At 52.2% G+C, this 22,653-nt stretch carries 19 protein-coding genes and 2 pseudogenes; 3 read left to right on the forward strand and 18 right to left on the reverse strand.

Features of this window, described 5'->3' with window-relative positions; all coding sequences use genetic code 11:
* Positions 1 to 48: 48 nt before the first annotated feature.
* The 8 genes from BMX00_RS00725 to BMX00_RS00760 form a co-directional block, all read right to left on the reverse strand.
* On the reverse strand, positions 49 to 285 hold the full coding sequence (locus BMX00_RS00725) for a hypothetical protein (protein WP_090825908.1): 237 nt from the start codon (positions 283 to 285) through the stop codon (positions 49 to 51).
* 239 nt (positions 286 to 524) lie between these two features.
* Entirely contained in the window at positions 525 to 974 is a 450-nt protein-coding gene (locus tag BMX00_RS00730) for a hypothetical protein (RefSeq protein WP_090825911.1), read from the reverse strand.
* Between the two features lie 184 nt (positions 975 to 1,158).
* A complete protein-coding gene (locus BMX00_RS00735) occupies positions 1,159 to 1,644 on the reverse strand; it encodes a pilin (protein ID WP_090825914.1) in 486 nt (161 codons plus the stop codon).
* Positions 1,645 to 1,881: 237 nt separating this feature from the next.
* Positions 1,882 to 2,307: a universal stress protein gene (locus BMX00_RS00740; RefSeq protein ID WP_090825916.1), complete on the reverse strand. Its 426-nt coding sequence runs from the start codon at positions 2,305 to 2,307 to the stop codon at positions 1,882 to 1,884.
* Positions 2,308 to 2,334: 27 nt separating this feature from the next.
* Positions 2,335 to 3,060: a TerC family protein gene (locus tag BMX00_RS00745; protein ID WP_090825922.1), complete on the reverse strand. Its 726-nt coding sequence runs from the start codon at positions 3,058 to 3,060 to the stop codon at positions 2,335 to 2,337.
* Between the two features lie 103 nt (positions 3,061 to 3,163).
* On the reverse strand, positions 3,164 to 4,288 hold the full coding sequence (locus BMX00_RS00750; protein WP_342707142.1) for a patatin-like phospholipase family protein: 1,125 nt from the start codon (positions 4,286 to 4,288) through the stop codon (positions 3,164 to 3,166).
* A gap of 45 nt (positions 4,289 to 4,333) precedes the next feature.
* Positions 4,334 to 5,761, reverse strand: coding sequence for a class II fumarate hydratase (gene fumC, locus BMX00_RS00755; protein ID WP_090825928.1), 1,428 nt, complete (start codon positions 5,759 to 5,761; stop codon positions 4,334 to 4,336).
* Between the two features lie 386 nt (positions 5,762 to 6,147).
* Entirely contained in the window at positions 6,148 to 6,423 is a 276-nt protein-coding gene (locus tag BMX00_RS00760) for a hypothetical protein (protein ID WP_090825931.1), read from the reverse strand.
* Between the two features lie 117 nt (positions 6,424 to 6,540).
* On the opposite strand from BMX00_RS00760, the pseudogene BMX00_RS14785 reads away from it, so the two are divergent.
* A pseudogene (locus BMX00_RS14785) lies at positions 6,541 to 7,002 on the forward strand (transposase); the annotation flags it as partial.
* 267 nt (positions 7,003 to 7,269) lie between these two features.
* Here BMX00_RS14785 and BMX00_RS00770 read toward each other — a convergent pair.
* Entirely contained in the window at positions 7,270 to 7,812 is a 543-nt protein-coding gene (locus BMX00_RS00770) for a DUF1269 domain-containing protein (protein WP_090825937.1), read from the reverse strand.
* 277 nt (positions 7,813 to 8,089) lie between these two features.
* Here BMX00_RS00770 and BMX00_RS00775 point away from each other — a divergent pair, with 277 nt between their 5' ends.
* Positions 8,090 to 8,680, forward strand: a complete 591-nt coding sequence (locus BMX00_RS00775) for a DUF2569 family protein (RefSeq protein WP_090825940.1) — start codon at positions 8,090 to 8,092, stop codon at positions 8,678 to 8,680.
* A gap of 267 nt (positions 8,681 to 8,947) precedes the next feature.
* On the opposite strand, the pseudogene BMX00_RS00780 reads toward BMX00_RS00775, so the two are convergent.
* From BMX00_RS00780 to BMX00_RS00800, 5 genes and pseudogenes are all read right to left on the reverse strand, one after another.
* Positions 8,948 to 9,199: pseudogene (locus BMX00_RS00780) on the reverse strand (hypothetical protein); the annotation flags it as partial.
* Positions 9,200 to 9,369: 170 nt separating this feature from the next.
* A complete protein-coding gene (locus tag BMX00_RS00785; protein WP_218141457.1) occupies positions 9,370 to 11,106 on the reverse strand; it encodes an efflux transporter outer membrane subunit in 1,737 nt (578 codons plus the stop codon).
* Positions 11,096 to 12,370 (reverse strand): efflux RND transporter periplasmic adaptor subunit, encoded by a 1,275-nt coding sequence (locus tag BMX00_RS00790; RefSeq protein ID WP_090825946.1) that lies wholly within the window; start codon positions 12,368 to 12,370, stop codon positions 11,096 to 11,098. The genes BMX00_RS00785 and BMX00_RS00790 overlap by 11 nt, the downstream gene beginning before the upstream one ends.
* A gap of 1 nt (position 12,371) precedes the next feature.
* Complete coding sequence (locus BMX00_RS00795; RefSeq protein WP_090825949.1) at positions 12,372 to 15,650, reverse strand: efflux RND transporter permease subunit; 3,279 nt, start codon at positions 15,648 to 15,650, stop codon at positions 12,372 to 12,374.
* A gap of 131 nt (positions 15,651 to 15,781) precedes the next feature.
* Positions 15,782 to 16,813 (reverse strand): ComEC/Rec2 family competence protein, encoded by a 1,032-nt coding sequence (locus tag BMX00_RS00800; RefSeq protein WP_090826816.1) that lies wholly within the window; start codon positions 16,811 to 16,813, stop codon positions 15,782 to 15,784.
* A gap of 527 nt (positions 16,814 to 17,340) precedes the next feature.
* On the opposite strand from BMX00_RS00800, the gene BMX00_RS00805 reads away from it, so the two are divergent.
* Entirely contained in the window at positions 17,341 to 17,634 is a 294-nt protein-coding gene (locus tag BMX00_RS00805; protein ID WP_218141458.1) for a hypothetical protein, read from the forward strand.
* 181 nt (positions 17,635 to 17,815) lie between these two features.
* Here the strand turns inward: BMX00_RS00805 and pssA are convergent, their stop codons facing one another.
* The 4 genes from pssA to BMX00_RS00825 form a co-directional block, all read right to left on the reverse strand.
* Entirely contained in the window at positions 17,816 to 18,628 is an 813-nt protein-coding gene (gene pssA / locus BMX00_RS00810) for a CDP-diacylglycerol--serine O-phosphatidyltransferase (RefSeq protein WP_245727474.1), read from the reverse strand.
* A 434-nt stretch (positions 18,629 to 19,062) separates the two neighbouring features.
* A complete protein-coding gene (ilvC, locus tag BMX00_RS00815) occupies positions 19,063 to 20,079 on the reverse strand; it encodes a ketol-acid reductoisomerase (RefSeq protein ID WP_090826819.1) in 1,017 nt (338 codons plus the stop codon).
* 77 nt (positions 20,080 to 20,156) lie between these two features.
* Entirely contained in the window at positions 20,157 to 20,648 is a 492-nt protein-coding gene (gene ilvN / locus BMX00_RS00820; RefSeq protein WP_090825955.1) for an acetolactate synthase small subunit, read from the reverse strand.
* Positions 20,649 to 20,651: 3 nt separating this feature from the next.
* Positions 20,652 to 22,355, reverse strand: coding sequence for an acetolactate synthase 3 catalytic subunit (locus tag BMX00_RS00825; protein WP_090825958.1), 1,704 nt, complete (start codon positions 22,353 to 22,355; stop codon positions 20,652 to 20,654).
* Between the last annotated feature and the right edge of the window lie 298 nt (positions 22,356 to 22,653).

Consider the following 22,653-nt stretch of genomic DNA (forward strand, 5'->3'; position numbering starts at 1 on the left):
AAGGGACAGAGCTGCGCCGCGCTCCTTGCTGGCGATAAGGAGAGCAGTTTATTTCTTCTGATCTTCCTCCAAAAGCACTCTGGCTTTTAGGGCATGGGGCTCATCCTGTCCAGCGTGGGACTTTGCTTCCCTGGCAGGGATCCTTGTTTTGTCCGCATTTCGTTTCGATGCAGCCGCCCGGTGAGCAGTACGCTTATCAGTGGTCTCTTCTACGGCAGCGCTGGTGCTGGTGCTGGAGGTGGCGGCTAAGGCTATTGCAGCTAAGACAGAGGTCAGCTTGTTCATTTCTCCTCCGATTCGGGGCGATAGTGGTGCGCTGACTGATCACTCACTCTTGACCAGTCTGACTTACTCATACCACTCTAACGCAGATCGCCTCCGATGGTTTACCCGAGGTCTCCTGGTTTTAACGATTTCTACCCTTTTGACAGAAATCAAGGGAAATTTGACGACGGCTGTGCCTGAAAATTAGTTTTAATCCGGTTTTCGTCCCCGTTTCCTGGCCGAACACAGGCTCATTCAGCTTACTCTGCATAACGCAAGAGGTTGGAGACCAGGGTATGAAATTTGTCTTTGGGATTCGGTTCCTGACCGGAGTTACCATCCGCAACGATACATTTCTCGTCAGTCACCTCGGCACGGCAGAAATGGCAATAATTATCCCAGTCCTTGTTGTACGCTTTTATATCTTCCTGCGCCACATCGGGTTTAAAGTTTTCAATGATTTCCTGCATCACGGGTAATCTTGCGCAAAGGTATGTGTCTATATTTCTTGGCCAATTGGTCGGTTTGGGATACAGCCCGGAAAGCGTGGAAAGAATAGCTGAGCGGTATTCATTCACAGCCTCAGCATGGCGCTTGCGACGGATCAGCTCATATATTCCAACGATAACGATTCCCACAGCGAGCAAAACTAGAGGCCACATCGGCACCTTATTGAAATACTCGGCTATCTGGTCGGTATACTCGTTCATATATTTTTTCCGTGGTTTAATATGCTAAGCCAGAGTGTCGCGCCCTGTATTCTGCAAGGAAGGCGGGCAAAAGTAATCCCAAAAGGATTATAAACCCGGGAATTATAAGCTCTGGCGGGTAGTGGTCAATTGTCTAGGCGAACATCTGCCCGCCACAACACCTTTGTGCGCACAAAGTCATGCTTTATTTGCATACAGTAGGACGATGTTGAGGTAATACGGTACCTGCGATCAAGCCGGGAACGCCCGTTGCAGCATCCATATTGTCGTTGCAGACCCACGTCACTCCATCAGTCGTAGCCACCACTAACGTCCTGCCAGCGCCATCTTTTAAAAGTCCCGGGGTTGCACCGTTTTTAAACGTCGCAGTTAATTGAAATCCATTCGCTAGAGTTTTTGGAGCCAGACTGGCGACGTACTTTCCCGTCTGCGTACCCACAAGATTGTCAAACTCTGCCTTCGTGGGCCATCTCTTGTTTTCGGCGTAAAATCCGGAGACGGGCCGCTTCACATTGTCCAAAAGGTTGACCGCTTCAGTCACTTGCTCCCTTGCGATGGAGTCCTCGTACAACTGATATGCGGGCGGGATGGCAATTGTCACCAAAATCCCGATAAACGCGAATATCATCATCGACTCGATCAGGGTTAAACCTTTTTGATACTGCTCCATCCCCACAAAACTCCTTTGGTAAACAAGGCAAACAACCAAACTCTAGGAACCTCTGAATAAGCCCCCCTCCGAATATGTCCCGCGCGTCGCGACATCCGGCGCTGCCCCGCCACTGCGTGGCACTCTCCCTGGCATCGTAGACCAAGCTCGACCTGCGTCTAACTGCGCCATGCCGTCTTGCGATCATCCGCAATTTTACCAGCAACGCGCCCGGCGAGGACTTGTTCAGAGGCTCCTTTACTTAACAAGCAGGACCGGCAGTGTCGAAAACTGCATCACCTTACTGGCCACTGAACCCAGAAATAAACCCTTGACCAGGCCCAGTCCGCGCGGACCAATGATAATCTGGTCGCAGCTGGTTTCTTGTGCATAACGCAAAATCATTTCTGCCGGATCTCCCACCGTAATATGAATATGGCATGTAATGTTCGCTTGGCCAAGTAGCTTCCGTGCGGCGTGCAGATCCCTCATGCCTTCCTCACGGTGATAGTGATCGATACTTTTCTTATCAATGAAAAGCGGCACATTCCCACGCTGCGGAAATTGCACGTTCAACAAGTGAATTTCCGGCGTCTCCTTATACCAGTCCAATAGCTGGATAAACCTGCCAACCGCTTTATTGGAGGCGTGAGAGCCATCCACAGCCAACAAGAATTTAAGCATCGTGTCCTTTCTCGCGTTATTGGCGAGCTATAGTGGCTTGTTCGTATCGTCCGCCAGATCAATAACTGGCGCTGTTTTCGCCTGTGCCCGCGCAGCCTGCCATCTGCCCATTATCACGACCAGCAACGCACCACAGAATGGCGCAAGCCAATGCAAAAAAGGCGCATTGGCGTTTACCCATTCCCTGCTCTGAACATCGGTGGCGCACATACCGCCCGCTATCCAGCCGAGCAGACCTGCGCCGATGACAACGATAATGGGAAAACGATCCATGAGCTTCATTACCAATTTACTGCCCCAGACAATAATCGGCACGCTCACCAATAAACCGAACACAACCAAGCCTATGCTGTCCCTGGCCGCCCCGGCAATTGCAACGACATTATCCAGGCTCATCATGGCATCGGCAATGACAATGGTCTTTATCGTTCCGAACAGCGTTGTGCTGGCATTGATCGGGTGTTCGTTATTTTCCGGTTCAGGTTGCAGCAACTTGATACCGATCCACAACAGCAGCAGGCCAGCGATAATTTTCAGGAATGGGATGGTCAATAGGGTGAGGGCAAAAAAGATCAGTACCACTCTCAGGCCAATGGCCCCGAATACACCCCAAAAAATGCCGAGATTTCGCTGTCTCTCCGGCAGTCGCCGGCACGCGAGCGCAATAACAACGGCATTATCGCCGCCCAGCACGATATCGATGGCGATGATTTGGAGCACCGCGATCCAGAATTCCGGGCTGGCAATATCCATATGCTATTTTCTGAAAATGGCGGGTAATTCCGTGGAGTTCAATTCCGGGAAAGACCGGAATTGAACCGGAACGTGGGCGCTAGCGAAATTATAACAGTGCCGCTCAGTTCTTTGGCTTGGCTCCGATGAACTGGAGAATTTCGGACCTGCGCGGCAACGTATCCTGGTAGCCCAGTTCGATTAACGCGCGGCAGAAGGATTCCTCAAATAGAACATAGCTGAGAAGTGCCGACCCATCCCGTCTCATCGCTCCGATGCTGCGATAGAACAGACTTATCGCACGGGGCAGGGTGTGGGCGTGCTGTTCAGCAATTTTATTGATTTCCACGCTCGGAGAAATAACCATCGACTCCACCTGGCGTAAAGACATGGTGCTATTTTTCATAGTCTCATCGGGGATCATCCGGATAGTATTATTGATGCGATGGAGGCGTTCCAGATCCACGTAGAGACTATCGAGAAAAATGCTGCCCATGACATGGCCACCTATCTGTGCCAGCGTGGGATAGCTGTCCACTTTAACACGTTCAGGCAGCGTATCGATCGTTTTACGTACGCCTATTACCAGCACGCGTTCAGCGCCCAGATGTAGCGCAGGACTGAGGGGTGCAAGCTGACGCATGGAACCATCGCCGAAATATTCACGGTTGAGTCTTATTGCTGGAAAGAGAAGCGGGATAGCGGAGGATGCCATCAGGTGCTCGATACCGATACGCGACGGTATGCCAATACGGCGTTCCCGTTTCCACGGAACGATGCTGTCGACACCTTGGTAGAATGTAACCGATTGGCCGGAAGTGTAGCCCCAGGCGGTGATACCGAGCGCATATAACGCACCTGCCTTGATACTTTTCTGGATGCCGTGGAGCGGCAAACTTCGTTCTAGTGTTTGAGCAAGTGGAGAACTGTCAAGAAGTGAAGCCGCGCTGCGCTTGTTCGGACTACCGAACAGCAGCGAAGTCAGCCATCGTGCCGCGTTGCCATATACCCCGATGGGGTCGGAGCGGTAAGCCTGGTTGACATGAGCATTTTCCCATACTGACGATAGCCGCCGTACGCCTTCATGAAAATTCCGAGCCGAAAGTGCGAGGCTGGCCGCATTAAATGCCCCGGCGGAGGTGCCGCAAATCACGGGGAAAGGATTTCGAGTCCTTTTTGGCAACATGGCGGAGATGGCTTGCAACACCCCCACCTGATAAGCGGCGCGCGCGCCACCGCCAGTTAACACCAGACCAACCCTAGGCGACGATAAGGGAGTTGTTAAGCTCATCCATCAGCGGTCAAGTCCGCTCCTTTTGTCCTTTTGTCCTTTTGTTTGGGCACCTGTCATATTCTCCGGCCTCACCCAGGCATCGAATTGTTCGGCGGTGACATGCCCCGATACGATTGCTGCTTCCTTTAGAGTCGTACATTCATGATGCGCTGCCTTGGCAATGGCCGCTGCCTTATCGTACCCGATATGGGGGGTAAGCGCTGTGACCAGCATCAATGAATTCTTCATCAGCGCATCAATGCGTTTAATGTTCGCCGTAATCCCTACAGCACAATGGTCATTGAAACTCATCATTCCATCCGCAAGCAGGCGCACGCTTTGCAGGAAATTGTGAATGACAAGCGGCCTCATGACATTGAGTTCGAAGTTACCCATGGCACCGCCCATATTGATCGCTACGTCATTTCCCATCACCTGGCAGCACAGCATGATGAGCGCTTCAGATTGGGTCGGATTGACTTTTCCTGGCATGATCGAGCTACCCGGCTCATTTTCCGGGATTTTAAGTTCACCGATTCCGCAGCGAGGACCGGAAGCGAGCCAGCGAATGTCATTGGCAATTTTTATCAAGGACGCGGCCAAGGTCTTCAATGCCCCATGAGCATGAACCAGTGCATCATTCGTGGCAAGCGCTTCAAATTTGTTGAGCGCCGTGATAAACGGCAGGTCCGTCAATCTTGCCAATTCCGCCGCCACGCGCACGGCGAATTCCGGGTGGGTATTCAGACCGGTGCCAACAGCCGTGCCACCCAGCGCCAGTTCGCACAGATGCGCAAGCGAGGCATCCACATGCTCAAGGCCATGATTCAATTGTGAAACATAACCTGAGAACTCCTGCCCCAGTGTGAGAGGTGTCGCATCCTGCAGGTGGGTGCGGCCGATTTTGACAATGTCGGCAAATTCCTCAGCCTTGTCGGCGAGCGTACGTTGCAACACGAGCATCGCGGGTCTCAAGTGATGGCTGATTGCGCGCACCGCGGCGACGTGCATCGCTGATGGGAATACGTCGTTGGAAGATTGACCCTTATTTACGTCGTCGTTCGGGTGAATTTTGCAGGCGATCCCCCGTCCGCCGCCGAGCAGTTCCGAAGCGCGATTCGCCAGCACTTCATTCATATTCATATTGGTCTGCGTTCCCGAACCCGTTTGCCAAATAACCAGAGGAAATTCGTTGTCATGGCATCCCGCAATGACCTCATCGGCTGCTTCGATGATGACAGCGGCGGTGCGGGCATCGAGCAGGCCCAAGTCGCGATTAACGCTTGCCGCTGCACGCTTGACCAGCGCAAGCGCGTGAATCAGCGCGGTTGGCATGCGTTCGCCCGAGATTTTAAAATTTTGTAAAGAACGCTGCGTCTGTGCACCCCATAGCGCATTGGCAGGCACTTGCACCACGCCCATAGTGTCGCGTTCGTCGCGGTAGTTCATCGAGTTCTTCGGCGAGTTTGGAAATAGCAGGTATGATGGATTACATCAAGCGGCGGCCCGGATTCTAACAAGCCGGAGCTGTAGGGGGTTGCTGTAAAGGCCTTACGAGCCAGGTTAATGTGGCTTCTGAATATGTGCAGCTGTATTACAAGTTGAGCTGTTCGTTTGGTCGCCTCAAATAGCCGGGATATTTTTTGGGTTTCCAGGGAGGTGGATCGCAATGCTGGCCAAACCTCGTCAATTCCGCGAAGCCGGGGTGCGGTTCCGTCCCCGGTCAAAGGCTGTGGCTTCGTAACCGAGCAATGCATCAGCAAAAGTACTGAATCCCCCAAGTCCTTTGGAAAAGGGCCGAATAACAGTTAACGGTGCACGATCAGGACTACTGATCAGTTTTCAAGACGAAACGATTCTTCACCCGGCTGACCGGTCTCCCGATCAATCCAGTCCGAAATGCCAATTTCTTCTTCAGCCTGCTCCAAGGTTTCCCCGGGTTCATAATCTGATTCAGCGTTATATTCCATATCCTGGATGGCTTCGAGCAACGTGGCAAAAGGGCCAAAAACCTTATCGCTCCCCTTTTCGTGCCAGTAAAAACCGTCTGGACGCTCGACAATACTGGTATTGTCATAATCACGAGATGCTTGTGGAATCGTACGAGCCATGGCTACCTCCACTACGGTTTGACAATCTCAATAACGTTAACGTTAATGTTAATCTCGTCAGTAGAATTTTACCAGCCAATTTTCGATATATGTAGAGGACAAATAAACTGTCCGGGTTTGTATAAGACGGCCAATGTGTTGAACAAGCTGCCCGAAAGCCAACAGCTCAAAGCAAAAGCGGCGCTGCAGGAATCTGGATGGCCGCCAACCGGGAAGAGGGGCAGCGTGCATTTGACCGTTTCATCGTCAACCACGAGGCGAAGTACTCAAGGCGGTGAACTGCCTTGTCAGGGATCGGGAGGCGCTGACTGCCTTCTAAGATTTTCCAGCCGAACACTGGCTGCATATCCGGACCACCAGCCCGATCGACTCGACCTTCGCCATTGTACGGCTGCGCACTGCAAAAACACGCGGCTGTGTGTGTCACGCGGCAGCATGCTGGCGATGGTCTTCACGCTTGCCAAAAGTGCTGAACGCGAGTGGCGCAGATTGAAAGGAGCACAACGTTTCGCGGAATTGCTAGCCGTGGTTCAGTTCAAAAACGGTGTGCCGGAAAAAAGCAAGGAAATCGCCGCCTGAACCGAATCATACACAACATTTGACAATAGCTCATAGGTGAATTAGCGAAGCGTAATCCGACACGCTCAATGACACAGCATTTCCCGGCGAGTGCCGTAAAGTTAACTTCCGCAATCCGTGCTGGTGTCGGCTGCATCGGTTGGCGGACCCGTCGGATTACGCTGCGCTAATTCGACCTATTTGAAGCGTAGCGATAAATCAGGCATGCATCCGGAACCGCCATAGGGTGCAATGCGCTTCGCTTATTGCACCTACATTTCTACGTTTCTACGTCTCGGCTATGCCGTGATGGGGTGTTGAATCTGCCAGAGCTTCCTGAAGCTTTTTCTCCTGCTCGGGAGACAGGGACGTTCGCAGGACCTTGCCTTTAACGCCGGAGAGCTCCGCCAGGACTCTTTCCGGTTGCGCCTTGCGCACGAGAATGAAAAGCGCGGACGAGTTGATTGGGATCGTTTCGCCCAACGACTTGATGAAATCGTCGTTGATGCCGTAGTCGGCGAGAGAGCCGGTCAGCGCCTCTGCCCCGACGCCCATTGCGCCGCCTAATACAAAGCCGGCAAACGGATGCAGGAACAGCAGTCCGACCAAGGCTCCCCATAAGCTGCCGGAAAGGAAAGCGAAACTGGTCGTCGCTCCCTCAATCGCAGGATTAATGCTCTGCTTGAGGTGGACCCTGCCAGCCTCGTCGCGGATGACGACAACGGCGTCCTCAAGATCTATCAGGTGTTCCTTTTTCAATTTGGCAAGTTTGAATAAAACACGATCGGCTTCTTCGGCATCTTTAAAACCCACTACAACCAGTTCAGACATGTTTTTCTCCTGTCATAAAGTTTTTGTTAGCCGGAATGCATGATCATCCCGGTTCACAATCCCGAAAAAAAGTTCATCGGGATCTTTTATATTCTTCCCTCCATTGGTGCAATGAGGTTCCCGAGATACAATTGCTTCCACCTGAACGAGGATTCGGACGATTCCTGGCCTGCAGCTGCAATGGAAATGGATTGCGGAGAATCAACCTAATAGAAACGCCAACATTGCTAAACGGCTCTGCCCCATAAACTATACATCGTTAAAAAGAATTTACAGCATGGTTGGTATTACGGCTTTGGGCTTGCTTGCATTATCGCTGCCCGTCTTCGCATCAACCGATACACCGGCCACCTCGTTTCAAACTGGCTGGATTCGCTTCCTGCTCACGCTGATCATCTTGATCATCTGGTTCGTTTGTGCGAGCCGCAGGAAAAAAGAAATTGGCGGTTGGCTGCTCTATTACTATATTCGACTCTATATAGGGGCAATTATAGTAATACTGGTGATAGTCGGCCGCCGTGATAGCTATCTATCTGAAGCATGGATAAACACACCCGACCTGTATCCATTTTTTCTTTTGACCACTGTTCCTGGTCTGTTGTTGTACTGTGCCGAAATTGTGGTGGCGGAAAAGCTCAGAAGGTCTAGAAACTATGCCTATGTTCCCATTCTGAGATACATACTCTTCGCAAATATAGTATCTTCGCTTATTGCTATTGCGATTAACGATAAATACTTTGAGGGGAGTTCTCCAGGTTTTTCTACTAATATAATGACCATGATCTGGCCAATCATTTGGATTCCTTATTTCTACTTCTCTAAAAGAGTGAAGAGTGTGTTTAAAAACCGGGATTGGCTGTCCGGATAGATCATCTTGGGTCATCCTGAAACGGGAAGGCGGCGGCTTTGGCCGCCACGGCGTGAACTGACCCCGCTAGAGCAAAAAATCACCTTGCTTATTCACCCTCATCTACAACCTTATCCAATCTTTCCTTCTCAGTACTGTAGTCGTTGTCAAGGGGGTCCCTCGTTTTCAGTACAATAAGTGACGGTACGCAAAGCCGGCAACGACGCGGGCGTGACTCAGTAAGATATTGATCTTACCGGTATTACTATTCATTCTGTAATTCGAGTTTTAGGGCGTGAATGCGTGGTCGATTTCAGCTAACGGGGTAGTTTTCGCGACGTTTTGTGACGGCGGAATCTGCTCGGCATAGCGCTCAATTGGGAAACGAAACACCCCGCGCAAAGTGATTCCCTCAAGCCGCGTGGCTGCGATCTTGCCGATCAACTTGGGCGGAACGACCCACCTGCGACTGACCCAGCGATCCAGGATTGTCTGCATCTGCGCTGTGTTCCAGGCCATCACGATGTTAGCCAGCAAGCTCGATTCGGTTGCCGCCCGGAAGCATTAAAAACAAGTTCAACATCTATTCCGTTAACCGGCATATCAAAGAGCTGTCTTTGACCATCACAATTTTTTGCAACGGAGCTCTTGCAAGATGCAATTATAGAACCAGGGCCTTTGTCAAATTATTGTTTTTGTTGTTTCCATCGCTATGATCCACCATATGGAACCAGAGGCTTTGTCAAATTACTGTTTTTGTTGTTCCTATCGCTCTGATCCACATTGGCGTCAATTGGAACAAGAGGCTTTGTCAAATTATTGTTTTTGTCGTTTCTATCGATGGGATCCGCATTGACGTCAATTCCTCCGGCTGGTGGTGGCTTATCAAGATCAGTATATTGGAGTGTACCAAAGGGTTGAATTTGATCGTCAGCGGGTAATTGCCCACGATCCCAGCCTCCTCCAAGCGCACGAATAAGCCCCACCGATGATATCAGCCGATTAGTCTTGATCTGTACGGAATTGATGCTTGTCGTCAGCGTGCCGATCTGGGAATAAATGAGTTCAAGGCTGGAGGCCAAACCGCCCTTATAGAGGTCCATGGTAAGGTTTTGTGTTGTACGTGCGGCTTCGACGGCAGCGTCCTGACGTTCGGCAGCAACAGTCATCCAATAAGTCTGGGTCAGGTTATTTTCAACTTCACGAAAGGCCTTCAACACGGTCGAACGATATAAGTTTTCTGTCTCGCGATAGACCGACCATGATTGTTGCAATTGAGCCCGACGATATCCGCCCTGGAAAAGCGGAATGGAAAAAGAGGAACCATAGGCCCAGAAACTGTTAGCCAGGCTGAGCAGATTGAGTCCGGAATCCTCCATTCCTCCTCCGACCCGGAAGGCAATATCTGGGAAAAAAGCGGCACGTGCAATTCCAATCTCCCGGTTGGCCTGCGCCATCCGGCGCTCCATTCCCGCAATATCGGGCCGACGTTCAAGCAACGTAGAGGGAATTGTCTTTGGAAGGCTGAAATTCACGGTAAGGAGGTTATCAATTGGGTCGAGCTTAAAGCTGGCTGGAGCGAGATTAAGGAGAATTGCAATGGCCTGCTCCGCCACCTTGCGGTCACCTCGCATCAGGGCCAATGTTGACTCGGTTGTGAACAGCAGCGACTTGGCCCGTGCTACATCGAGATTAGAGGCGATCTTGCCTTCAAACTGAGTCACTACAACCTCTAATGAGTACTTATAAAGATCAATCGATTGGGTGTAAATTGCAATTTGCGCATCCAGTCCACGCAGCATGAAATAATTTGATGCAATTTCTGCCTGAAGAATAAGGCGTGCGAGTCCATAATCGGCCGCACGTTCTTCAGCACGATAGATTGCGGCTTGCGCCGCATTTCGGTATTTCGACCAGAAATCCGGTTCCCAGGACGCAATTCCCTGGCCAGCAACTTGAACATCGGTGTTAGGTTCTCCAAGACCACGAAAGAGGCTGTGATCGGATTGTCTGTTATTACTGGCGCCGAAGTCAAAGCCGAGTTGGGGGAAATATCGAGACCGTGCCTTCATCATTGAATTGCGCGCCTGAACGAACCGTTCAGCTGCCGCGTGCAAGTCCGGATTGGCGGCCATCCCCTGTTCTACAAGACCGGTTAGAATTGGATCGTTATATAGTGTCCACCAGTCGGGGCGCAGTGCATCATCTGAGGGATTGGCCTTAACGAAAGGACCCGATCCCTCCCACGAATCCGGAACAACAAATTGAGGTTTTTGATAGGTGGGTGACAGATTGAATGCAGGAAAGGGAAGGTTGGCGCAAGCCGTGAGGCTGGCTGCAACAAATAAGAAACTCCCAAATCTTGCGCCGAGACGACAGAGGTTTGAAATATCGATTCCTTTTTTACACCGCAGGTCAATCATGGTCAAGTGAGTGTTAGGGTGCATGTGATGCCTTTAACGCTTGTTGTTTTAACTTCGGATCTTGCGTTTCTGCATGTGAGGCTGGCTTCGATGCACCCGAAACCTGCTCTTTTGGCTTATTGATCAGGTCATACCCCGGCGCAGGCTCTACAATGACTACTTTGTCACCTTCAAGTATGGCAGCGCTGGGATTGTTTATAATCCGGTCCTCTGTTGAGACACCCTCGGTTAATTCGACAGTAGCGTCGAGGATTCTGCTTATTTTGATCGGCTTGAAGTGAACGATGTTGTTGTCATCTACAACGGCCACTCGCGTCCCCATCTCGTCAAATACCAGTGAGCTGGATGGAATGGAGAGGTGCTTATTCTCAACATCCACGCTCAGGTTGACGGATGCATAGGAGCCCGGCCACAGATCCTTCTCTTCATTTTCAATCACGAACTGGGTGACCACCGTACGAGTGCTCACATCGAAGCCACGAGCAGTGGTCAGAAACTCGGCAGTGAATTGCCGATTGGGAAATTGCGGCACCGTCAGGTGAGCTTTCAGGCCGTCATGCATAAGGGCGCCGAACCGCTCAGGCACGCTTACAAACAAACGCAGCCGGCTGATGTCCGCGACAGTATAAAGATTGCGGACTTCACCTTGCGGCGTACTGATCGTGCCTTCCTTATTGATGAAGTCTCCCACATTGATGGCGCGGTTAATGACTACACCGTCATACGGTGCAATAATCGTTTTAAACCCGATCAATGCCTCGAAGTTACGAACATTCTGCATGGCGGCATTGACCTTTGCCTCCTGGGCTTTTGCCTCGGCCACCTTTACCGAAATCGCTTGCTCGGATACCGCCTGGTTTTTGCGCAAGGCTATATACCGGTCGGCAGTAAGTTCGGCGAGATCATAAAGGGCCACTTCCGACGCCAGATCCGCCTTGGCTTGCCGGTATTGGGCATCGAGCGCCGGCGCGTTGATTTCGGCAAGGACATCTCCTCTTTGGACTCTCGCCCCCCAATCCTTATGCCACATCTTGACGTAGCCGGATACCTGGGCATAGATCGGCGCCTGAAACCATGCCTCGATGGTACCTGGAAGCTGGATGGTTTCCTGGGCAGGCAATGGTTCGGCATGGACTATAGCCACCGTGGGAACGTCATTTTCCATCGCCTGTTTTGTTAAAGAAGCCGTATCCTTCCTGGATTCAACGACCCGGTAACCCAGATAGATGAGAAAACCAAGAAGAACGATCGCAATAATTACCGTATTTTTTTTGCGTAAGTTTTCCATATCAGGAATTTCCAAGTTGAGGAGCGATTTCCTTGTCGTCAGGAACGCTTTCCTTGTCTTCAGGAGTGCGTCGTGCGTAATACATGATGGCATACACACAGGGGACAAAAAACAGGGTATATATCGTTGCAAACGTCAAGCCGCCAATAACTGCACGGCCTAGCGGCGCGTTGGTGGATCCTCCCATGGCCATCGGAAGCATGCCCATGATCATGGCCGCTGCGGTCATGAGAACAGGACGGATCCGGGCTTTGCCGGCCTCAAGGGCGGCTCGCAGCGGGTCCCCATGCTGTTCGATTCGCTCCAGCGCATAGGACACGACAAGTATGGAATTTGCCGTGGCCGTTCCCATGGCCATGATGGCGCCTGTCAGGGCCGGAACGGAAATATTCGTCTGGGTCAGAAACAGGGCCCAGGCAATGCCTGCCAAAGCGCCGGGCAGGGCTGTAATGATGATGAAGGGTATCAGCCATGATTGAAAATTGATGACAAGCATGAGATAGATCAGCACCACAGCCGCTACGAGGCCGACAAGCAGTTCGCCATAGGTGGTGACCATATTCGCGGCCTGGCCGGCGATTTGGACTGCGGAGCCGCGGGGAACTTCTTCGTCCATCTCGTCGACGATTTTCTTGACGTCCTCCAGCACGCCGCCAAGCCCCCGCCCTTCGGCAGACACATACACTTCAATCAACGGCATGATGCCCCTGTGGGTGACTAGGCCGGGCGTGCCTACCGGCGATTTCTTCGTCAGATTGCCCAGGAGCTGATAATCCTGATCCAGGCCGGCATCTCCTATCGGCTTGACAGGAATCCTGTTCAACTCATTGATGCTTGAGACTTGAGGTTGAGGCTGATAGATGTTGATCTGGTATGACATGCCGGTCTTCAGATCCAGCCAGTATTTCTGGTCGATCTGCTGGGTTCCGTTAGTCGTTATCAGCATATTCAGGGCGATATCCGCTTCGCTCCTGTTAACGCCGAGTCCATATGTCCTTTGGCCTTCAATAAACATGGTGGGCGTGCGCATGGTTTGCTGGATCACCACATCGGAGGAACCGGGGATTTTACGAAGCTTGGCTTGCAATTTGCGCGCGTATTCGTAGTTTCCGTATATATCCATCCCGTTAACCTGAACAGTAATCGGAGAAGGGGCACCGAAATTCAGAATTTTCGCTATCAGATCGGCTGGCTGGAATGTGAATTCGCTCCCCGGATAGCGCTCCTTCAGACCGTCATGGAGAATTTTCCGGATATCCCACACCGCTGATTTATCGTTGAACAGGGTGATCGTCAGGTCGCAGTCCTGCGTTCCGATCGTGGGCGTCGGAATAAATGCCAGATTATGCGGCCCGACGGGTAAGCCGCAATTGCTGACGATGCCTTCAACCTGCCCGGGAAGCATTCGGTGGATATCATTCGAAACGAGAGTGGCGATGCGGTTTATGGATTCCATCCGTGTGCCAAGAGGTCCCCGCATATGCATTTGTATGGTCCCGGACCTGACCTCGGGGAAAAAATCGCGGCCGTTGAAGTAGAACAGAATTAGAGAGACGAGCGCGAAAGCCAGCATGATCGTCGCGAACCGGCGGCGATCTTCAATTGTTCGTTCGAGCAGGGTGCCATACCAGCCGCAGAATCGAAGAAAGCGAGCTTCGAATCCCTGCTGAAAACGGGAGAAAACCCCTATATGATGTTTTAACTTCTCCTTGAAACCGGGAGCCTGCCCCGCTGGCTGTTCCTCCCCATGGGGTTTTTCCTCGCCGTGGCCGCCTTCCTTTTCGTGTTCTTCCGCATGAGGATGCTTGATAAGATATTTCGCCATGGTCGGCACGAGCGTACGCGACAGGATGAAGGACGCCAGCATGGCAAATATCACCGCCAGCGCCATTGGCTTGAACAGATAGCCCGATACGCCGGAAAGCGTGAACAGCGGCAGCCAGACAATGCATATGCATAATGTCGCGAGCAGCGTTGGAATAACGATCTGGTTTGCCGCATCGATGATTGCCTCATCGAGTTCCTTGCCCATTTCCAGGTGAGTATCGATGTTCTCGATCATCACTGTCGCGTCGTCGACAAGAATCCCTACCGCGAGCGCCAATCCCCCCAGGGTCATGACGTTCATTGATTCGCCCAATGCGTGCAGGCAGATGAGGGAGGTTAAAATACACAACGGAATGGAAGTCGTAACGACTATCATGGGCCGCCACGAGCCGAGCATGAGCATGACGATGAAACCGACAAGCAGGCCGGCGATCAGCATTTCATGCATCACCTCGTCGATGGATTCCCGCACGAAGACCGACGCATCGGTGATGATTTTAACGTCCACATGGGGCGGCACGATCTCCTTGATGCGCGGAAGGGTTGCCCTGATGCCGTCGACCACGTCCAGGGTCGACGCCTCGCCGCTTTTCATGACGACAATAATGACGGCCTGTTTACCGTCCACCATAACGGAGTTTGTTTGCGGTGGCCCCGCGAGCTGAACATCGGCGACGTCACGCAAAAAAACGAACGAATTTCCTTCCCGCTTTATCGGGATATCGTTGAATTCCGGAATTTCCGGCGGCATCGCGTTTGTTTGGACCATCCAGTCGGTCTGCTTGATCTTCATGTCGCCCGCGGGCAGCACCATATTCTGTCGATCGAAAGCCGCATGGACATCGGTTGGCGATATATTGCGAGCCAGCATCTTGTTCTGATCGAGGGATACCAGAAGCTGTTTGGGCTTTCCACCGTAAGGATGCGGAACAATCGCTCCCGGGATCACGACAATCAGGGGCCTGAGTTGGTTATAAGAAAGATTATAGAGGTCTGCCGGCGTCATCTGGTCCGAGGTAACCTGCAGGCTGGCTACCGCTACCTGAGAGGCTTCCAGGCGCATGATCATGGGTGGGGAAATATCCGGGGGCAACTGCTTGACGATCGTCTGGGCTATGGCTGTAACTTCTGCTTCTGCGCCAGGGAGGTTGGTGTGGGGCTGAAGAAAAATATTCGTGATGCTGATGCCATAGTACGCCTGGCTGACGATATCCGCGATACCTTCCACCGTCGAGGTCAAGAAGCGTTCGAAGTAAAAAGTGATACGACCGGACACATCCAGCGGCAACATGCCGGCGTAAGCCCAGACTACGGAGATCACGGGAATCTTGATAGTGGGAAAGACGTCTGTTGGCGAGTGCCGTATCGCCCTGATTCCAAATATAACGATCAGGATTGAAAGAACCACGAAGGTGTAAGGCCTGCGTAACGCAATAAGCACTATTTGGTTCATACTATGTTTCCTCTTCTACCTTCGGTAAAAAATCCATTTACCTACACTGTTGCACGTAAGGAGGAGCCGATTCTTTTGTAAACAATTCCTTGTCCAAGCCGCATAAAGAAAGGAATTGCCATTGGTAATTATTACAACTTAAGCTTGGATGTTCGGCCTCCAGCCTTGCGCCTCCACACGGTCTGAACAGGGTTATTGCCGATCCCTTGCCAAACCCAGGAGTTGATCGCCCTGCAGAATATCCCCGCAGAATGGGGGGGAGCGGGAGTCGGACCGGCCCCGCTATTCGAAAGAATCTCGTCCCCTGGGGCCGGCCTCGTCCGGGTCCGGTTTACGCCAGCCACTGTCATCCGATTCGCTTTCGTTATGCATTGCCCGGTCGCCCCGTCGGCGTATATCTCGGCAGATTGTGATGGCCAAATTGGTTGCCCGATATCGATAAGATGGACGTTACAGTATCGGCCCCCGGTATCCATCCGGGGCTGATTAGGAAGTGTTTTGGCAATCAGGAGGAAGGTGGCGCCGAAGGCTGCAGTAGCCGGATTGTTTCCCGACGCGATGGCAATCGCCGCAGCGATCGAGGATATTTTTGCGATATTTTTGCCTCTCTCAGTTTCGCCGACATGAGGGGTGGGAAAGAGGATGGGAAAGCTCTGAAGCGTGTTGGTATGCTCCAGGGCATAGGTAAATCCAATCTCGGCGGCCTCGTCGTCTGTCTTCCCGGCAGCTCGGGGAAAAACAACTTGACACATTGTCAGGATTTGGTCAGCCTTCGGGCCATAAGCCCCAAGGATCGTTGCCGATGCCGCGACAGCTCCGCAGGCGATTTGCTGGGGGCGAGTGCCTGCTGTGGCCCATTGCGCCGCATCTGCGACCGCGTTCGAGATGGCCTCGCTTACGACTCGCATGTTGTCCGCATGCAGGACTCCTGTGACTCCCCCTGAGTGGTCCTTGTCGTAGTGGCTGACGAGAACGCGATCGAGGGGGTAACCGTAACCTCTGAGGATGGGATCAATAAAGTTGCGGACTGTCTCCGCATACCCGAATAGTCCGCCATCGATCAATATCGTCCGGTGTCGCCCGGCTGCCACGTCTGCTGCAACGACGAGCGCACTTTCTCTCTGCGCGACGTCAATCGTATGGATGGTGAGTTGCAGGGCCATGAGCTTCCAAGTTTTCCCTTCCAACATAAACAAGTAATTCTCACACCCGAGAGCGTGGCCAGGGTGAAATCACATTACCACAGCACTTGTGACGGTAATATCATATAAAAGTGGTTAAATTGTGAGACTCGACCTGAATCATTCAAGAAGCGTTGGCGGCTGTAGAGCTCCGTATGAGAGGGGAGAAGTGCTGACCGAAGCGCAGGTTTCTGCTCTGGAGAAGAAGCAGGGCGGTCTTTCCCCACTGGAAACATGCTTTATCACCGGTCCCAAGAGATGGGTATGAGAGACCTTGGTACTTTAGGCGGTATTACAGCGTAGCCCGAGATATCAACGATACGGGGCAGGTCGTGGGTTCGTCTGGCACAGGATTTAAGGAAAGATCGGCTGCTAAAAATACATCCTCTCGCTCGTACTCTCCTCGTCTAGCCCCTGGGGGCGACGGGGAGTGGGGAAAGCCGTTGCCCTCACGGGAAAGGGTCGGGGATGGGTGGGGTTGGAGGCAGGCAATTTTCAACGCCGAGTTCATGCAACTGACAAGGTTCGATGGCAATGCCTTCGTGTCCCGGATCGGTGGTGATCTTGATGACATCCTGTGCGAGCGCTTCGAGCGAACAGTCGGAAACGACAATTGTGTGAACTTTACCGGAATGAAATTACAAATTCCGGTAGACCGCTACCGCTGCCACTATGTCAAGGCCAAGGTTTCAGTGCTGCGCCGCATCAGTGGCCATCTTGCAGTCCTGCACGGGCCGCGCAAGCTGGCCGAGTATGACAGCGGCGGGCAATTACTAATACCGGAAATCAAGACCGTGCCGTAAGTCCGCCGCGACGATCATCGGAAAAAATCGCGAAACACCAGGCTTCCCACACCCGGCAAAAGCGGACAATTCTATTTGTTAACAGCCAATTTTTCGATATATCGCTTGAAAAGCGGAGATCCCATTCTAATAATCCTGGAATAAGAATGCCTTGAGATTCCTGGATCCTGATTCAAGGGTGTCAAGGACTGTTATGAAGGTTGGGAGGTTGCTGGGGTTGAGAGGATAGGTGCACATGGCCTGCCCTTTTCCTTTTGACGAACCGCCACAACCACAGGAAATAGCCGGAAAAGGCATAGACGAAAAAAAGGCAGAACAGAACGACAGGCGGATGGCTTGGAATTAACACAAAAAAGAACAATGCCAGCAGCAAAACCGTAATGAAAGGCACGCTCTTGCGCAGATTGATTTCCTTGCCGCTGTAATAGGGCAAATTGCTGACCATCGTCAGCCCGGCGAATAGCGTGACGCACCAGGCGAGCCATCGGATATCATGCCCGTTTATCTCGAAGTCATGCATGATCCAAATGAGTCCCGCAACCAACGCAGCCGCTGCTGGACTGGGCAGTCCCTGAAAAAAACGCTTATCCACCTTCTCTATGTTCGTATTGAACCGCGCCAGTCGTAGCGCGGCGCAAACACAATAAATAAACGCGGCAATCCAGCCTAATTTACCCATGCCCTTCAAAGCCCACTCATAGATGACCAGAGCGGGGGCGGCACCAAATGAAACCATGTCGGACAGACTATCGTACTCTGCGCCAAATTCGCTCTGGGTATGAGTCAGCCTCGCCACTCTTCCATCGAGTCCATCCAATACCATCGCAATAAAAATAGAAACCGCGGAATGTTCAAAGCGTCCATTCATTGCCTGCACAATGGCGTAAAATCCGGCGAACAGGGCGGCTGTGGTGAACAGGTTGGGAAGCAGATAAATGCCGCGCCGGCGCAGCTTGGACTTGAGCACGAGGCGGGGATGGGGATCATGCATCATTCTTGCGATCCATAAGGAGACCGATGCATGTTAAACCTAAATCCAGCAGTTGACCGCTCATTTTTCAGTTTCTCACCACAATCCGCATGGATTTTTTGCGATACCTGATCTTCACATTTTATGGTGAGTTCGCTAAGGGCGGATTGCACGTTTTTATGACATTGGCTGATTGCGCAACCCCTCCCCTCGAATTAGACGCGGGCAAAGCGATGCGAGAGGTTTCCGCGAAGAGGAATTGTGCAGAAAAGGGGATGCCCGACCGCGCCGTTCCGGGTCGTTTGCGCCTTTGCCTCGCTCCCTAAAACCGCACTCTACCCAGTCCAACTGTGGGACTTAGGTTCCGGTTACCGGTAAACAGCAGAGGGTGCTTCCTTGGAAAGGACCCCATTGAGGATCAAAATGCTTCGCAACTCATGCGCCGACCATGCCGCGCCCTAATTTTTAGCTTGATCAACGAGCTTATTCTTTCTGATCCAGGGCATCATTTCGCGCAGTTTTGCCCCGACAGTTTCGATCTGATGAGCGGCGGCAAGCCGGCGGCTGGCTTTGAGCATGGGCGCCCCAGCGCGATTTTCAAGAATAAACTCGCGGGCGTACTCGCCTATCTGAATCTCATGCAGAATCTTGCGCATTTCCGCACGGGTGGCATCGGTAACAATGCGGGGCCCCCGTGAAATATCGCCATACTCGGCGTTATTGGAAATTGAATAGCGCATGTTGGCGATGCCGCCCTCATAGATCAGGTCCACGATCAATTTCACTTCGTGCAAACATTCAAAGTAGGCCATTTCCGGCGCGTACCCAGCCTCTACCAGAGTTTCAAAACCGGCCTGGATCAAAGCAGTCAGGCCGCCGCACAGTACTACCTGCTCCCCAAACAGATCAGTTTCGGTTTCCTCGCGAAAATTCGTCTCAATGACTCCACCGCGAGTACCGCCATTGGCGGCGGCATACGACAGCGCAAGATCACGCGCCCTGCCGGACTTATTCTGATGCACGGCTATGAGCGAAGGCACGCCGCCGCCCTGTACGTAGGTTGACCGAACCAAATGGCCGGGTCCCTTGGGCGCGATCATGATGACGTCAAGATCCTCTCTCGGCGCGACTTGGCCATAGTGAATATTAAACCCATGGGCAAACGCAAGTGTGGCGCCCTGTTTGAGGTTAGGCTCAATTTCGGCTGCATAAACGGCCGCAATCTGCTCGTCGGGTAGCAGTACCATTACGACATCCGCTCCTTTTACAGCTTCCGCCACTTCCTTGACAGAAAGGCCGGCCTTTTCCGCCTTACTCCAGGAAGCGCCCTCTTTGCGCAGGCCGACAGTGACCGATACGCCCGAGTCCCTCAGGTTGTTGGCGTGGGCATGGCCCTGAGAGCCATAACCCACGATGGCGACCTTTTTGTCCTTGATGAGGGACAAATCGGCATCCTTATCATAAAAAACGTTCATAGTTTCCTTTTTGCTCAATGTAGAAAATAGCTGTGCTGGCTGGCCCATAACGCCGCTGCTTACCGGACGGACAGCCGTTATACCTTTAGTATCCGTTCGCCGCGACCAATACCGGAGGCGCCGGTACGCACGGTCTCCAGAATCGCGCTGTGTTCCATGGCCTCAATAAATGCATCGAGCTTGGATCCGGTACCGGTAAGTTCAATGGTGTAGGATTTATCGGTGACATCGATAATGCGCCCGCGAAAAATATCAGCTAAACGCTTGATCTCTTCGCGGTCCTTGCCGATGGCGCGGACTTTCATCAGCATCAGTTCGCGCTCAATATGATTGCCTTCGCTGAGATCAACCACTTTGACCACTTCTATCAATTTATTCAGTTGCTTGGTGATCTGCTCAATCACATCGTCAGAGCCCGCGGTAACCAGCGTCATACGGGACAGGGTGGGGTCCTCGGTGGCAGCTACGGTCAGTGACTCGATGTTATAGCCGCGCGACGAGAACAGGCCGGCTACGCGGGATAATGCTCCCGCTTCGTTTTCCATCAGCAGCGAAATGATGTGGCGCATTTTTTATACCAGAATCATTTCTGAAAGACCTTTCCCGCCGGGAACCATGGGGAAAACGTTCTCGGTCTGATCCGTAATAAAGTCCATGAATACCAGCCGGTCTTTGAGTTTAAAGGCTTCTCTCAGGGCGCCTTCTACATCTCCGGGCTGTTCTATTCTCATGCCAACATGACCATAGCTTTCCGCGAGCTTAACGAAATCAGGCAGCGCATCCATATAGGACTCAGCATACCGATTGCCATGGAAGAATTCCTGCCATTGCCGGACCATTCCCATGTAGCGATTGTTCAAATTGATAATCTTGATTGGCAGGTGATATTGCTTGCAGGTGGACAGTTCCTGGATGCACATCTGGATGCTGGCTTCACCCGTTACACAGGCTACCGTATTCTCGCGGTTAGCGAACTGAACACCCATCGCCGCAGGGAGCCCGAACCCCATGGTGCCCAAGCCGCCCGAATTGATCCATCGCCGCGGCGCATCAAACTTGTAGAACTGCGCCGCCCACATTTGGTGCTGGCCGACGTCCGACGTAACGAAAGCATTACCTTCAGTTACCTCGTAGAGCTTCTCGATCACCCCTTGCGGTTTAATGATTGAGCTGGTCCGATCGTATTTGAGGCAATCGCGCGCACGCCACAGATCAATTTGCGTCCACCATGCGTCCAGAACGGCCTGATCAGGTTTTTCCTTCCGGGCTTTAAGCTGTTTAAGAAGTTCGCCTAATACATCGGAAACACTGCCAACTATGGGTACGTCCACTTTCACGCGCTTCGAAATAGACGAGGGGTCGATGTCTATGTGAATAATCTTGCGGTCTTCATTATAAAAATGCTTGGGATTGCCAATAACACGATCATCGAAACGGGCGCCGACAGCCACAAGCACGTCGCAGTGCTGCATTGCCATATTGGCTTCGTACGTTCCGTGCATTCCCAGCATTCCGACAAATTGCCTGTCGGTTGCGGGATAGCCACCCAGCCCCATCAAGGTATTGGTACAGGGAAAACCCAGCGTCCGTACCAGTTCTGTCAGCTGCGCCGCGGCATCACTCAGGATGACACCACCGCCTGTATAAATCATCGGACGCTTGGCTTCCAGTATCAGTTGCACCGCCTTTTTGATTTGCCCGGCGTGTCCCTTCGAGATGGGGTTATAGGAGCGCATCGTGACACTTTCGGGATATGCAAAAGGCGCTTTCTGCTGGCTTACGTCCTTGGGAATATCCACCAGAACCGGGCCGGGGCGTCCCGTCGAGGCAATATAAAACGCTTTCTTGATAGTATTGGCCAGTTCAGCCACGTTTTTCACCAGGAAGTTATGCTTAACACAGGGGCGGGTGATACCCACCGTATCCACCTCCTGAAACGCATCCAGGCCAATGGCGTGCGTAGGCACCTGTCCACTGATCACCACCAGCGGAATCGAATCCATATAAGCAGTGGCGATTCCGGTTACCGCGTTGGTCACACCGGGCCCCGAGGTCACCAGCGCTACACCCACTTTGTTACTTGAACGGGCGTAACCATCAGCCGCATGTAGCGCTGCTTGCTCGTGCCGTACCAGAACATGCCTGACCTTATCCTGTTTGAACAGTTCGTCATAAAGGAACAGCACCGCACCGCCGGGATAACCAAAAATATAGTCCACCCCTTCTTTCTGCAAGCAGCGTACTGTGATTTCCGCGCCTGTTAATTCCATAGTCATGCTTTCTTCAATCCTGATATTGAGCGTCGGCAAAATGCTGAAGGGAACACTGAACAGTAATAGCTGGACAATAATTGGTCAAGCTGGAATTCCGCAAATTCACCGATTGCTACTGTAATCGACCATTATAAATCGATCGCTGCAAAAACGGTTCATTTCCTTGGCGGTAGGTGGCGGACGGGAACACCGGTACGCTCGAGAGGGGTTTGCAGGTATCCTCATAGTGAGCTATCGAACCGAGCTATCGAACGCTTCCGTAGCTTCATCGATTGTTCTGCTCGGGTCCCCTACAGGCCTC

The sequence above is a fragment of the Nitrosovibrio tenuis genome, from assembly GCF_900109785.1.
GTDB classification, from domain to species: domain Bacteria; phylum Pseudomonadota; class Gammaproteobacteria; order Burkholderiales; family Nitrosomonadaceae; genus Nitrosospira; species Nitrosospira tenuis_A.

What these genes read in the sequence shown, in the direction of transcription:
- BMX00_RS00725 (WP_090825908.1), bottom strand. Translation starts at nt 285, where the DNA reads ATGAACAAGCTGACCTCTGTCTTAGCTGCAATAGCCTTAGCCGCCACC.
- BMX00_RS00730 (WP_090825911.1), bottom strand. Translation starts at nt 974, where the DNA reads ATGAACGAGTATACCGACCAGATAGCCGAGTATTTCAATAAGGTGCCG.
- BMX00_RS00735 (WP_090825914.1), bottom strand. Translation starts at nt 1,644, where the DNA reads ATGGAGCAGTATCAAAAAGGTTTAACCCTGATCGAGTCGATGATGATA.
- BMX00_RS00740 (WP_090825916.1), bottom strand. Translation starts at nt 2,307, where the DNA reads ATGCTTAAATTCTTGTTGGCTGTGGATGGCTCTCACGCCTCCAATAAA.
- BMX00_RS00745 (WP_090825922.1), bottom strand. Translation starts at nt 3,060, where the DNA reads ATGGATATTGCCAGCCCGGAATTCTGGATCGCGGTGCTCCAAATCATC.
- fumC (WP_090825928.1), bottom strand. Translation starts at nt 5,761, where the DNA reads ATGAACTACCGCGACGAACGCGACACTATGGGCGTGGTGCAAGTGCCT.
- BMX00_RS00760 (WP_090825931.1), bottom strand. Translation starts at nt 6,423, where the DNA reads ATGGCTCGTACGATTCCACAAGCATCTCGTGATTATGACAATACCAGT.
- BMX00_RS00770 (WP_090825937.1), bottom strand. Translation starts at nt 7,812, where the DNA reads ATGTCTGAACTGGTTGTAGTGGGTTTTAAAGATGCCGAAGAAGCCGAT.
- BMX00_RS00775 (WP_090825940.1), top strand. Translation starts at nt 8,090, where the DNA reads ATGGTTGGTATTACGGCTTTGGGCTTGCTTGCATTATCGCTGCCCGTC.
- BMX00_RS00785 (WP_218141457.1), bottom strand. Translation starts at nt 11,106, where the DNA reads ATGCACCCTAACACTCACTTGACCATGATTGACCTGCGGTGTAAAAAA.
- BMX00_RS00790 (WP_090825946.1), bottom strand. Translation starts at nt 12,370, where the DNA reads ATGGAAAACTTACGCAAAAAAAATACGGTAATTATTGCGATCGTTCTT.
- BMX00_RS00795 (WP_090825949.1), bottom strand. Translation starts at nt 15,650, where the DNA reads ATGAACCAAATAGTGCTTATTGCGTTACGCAGGCCTTACACCTTCGTG.
- BMX00_RS00800 (WP_090826816.1), bottom strand. Translation starts at nt 16,813, where the DNA reads ATGGCCCTGCAACTCACCATCCATACGATTGACGTCGCGCAGAGAGAA.
- BMX00_RS00805 (WP_218141458.1), top strand. Translation starts at nt 17,341, where the DNA reads ATGCAACTGACAAGGTTCGATGGCAATGCCTTCGTGTCCCGGATCGGT.
- pssA (WP_245727474.1), bottom strand. Translation starts at nt 18,628, where the DNA reads ATGATGCATGATCCCCATCCCCGCCTCGTGCTCAAGTCCAAGCTGCGC.
- ilvC (WP_090826819.1), bottom strand. Translation starts at nt 20,079, where the DNA reads ATGAACGTTTTTTATGATAAGGATGCCGATTTGTCCCTCATCAAGGAC.
- ilvN (WP_090825955.1), bottom strand. Translation starts at nt 20,648, where the DNA reads ATGCGCCACATCATTTCGCTGCTGATGGAAAACGAAGCGGGAGCATTA.
- BMX00_RS00825 (WP_090825958.1), bottom strand. Translation starts at nt 22,355, where the DNA reads ATGACTATGGAATTAACAGGCGCGGAAATCACAGTACGCTGCTTGCAG.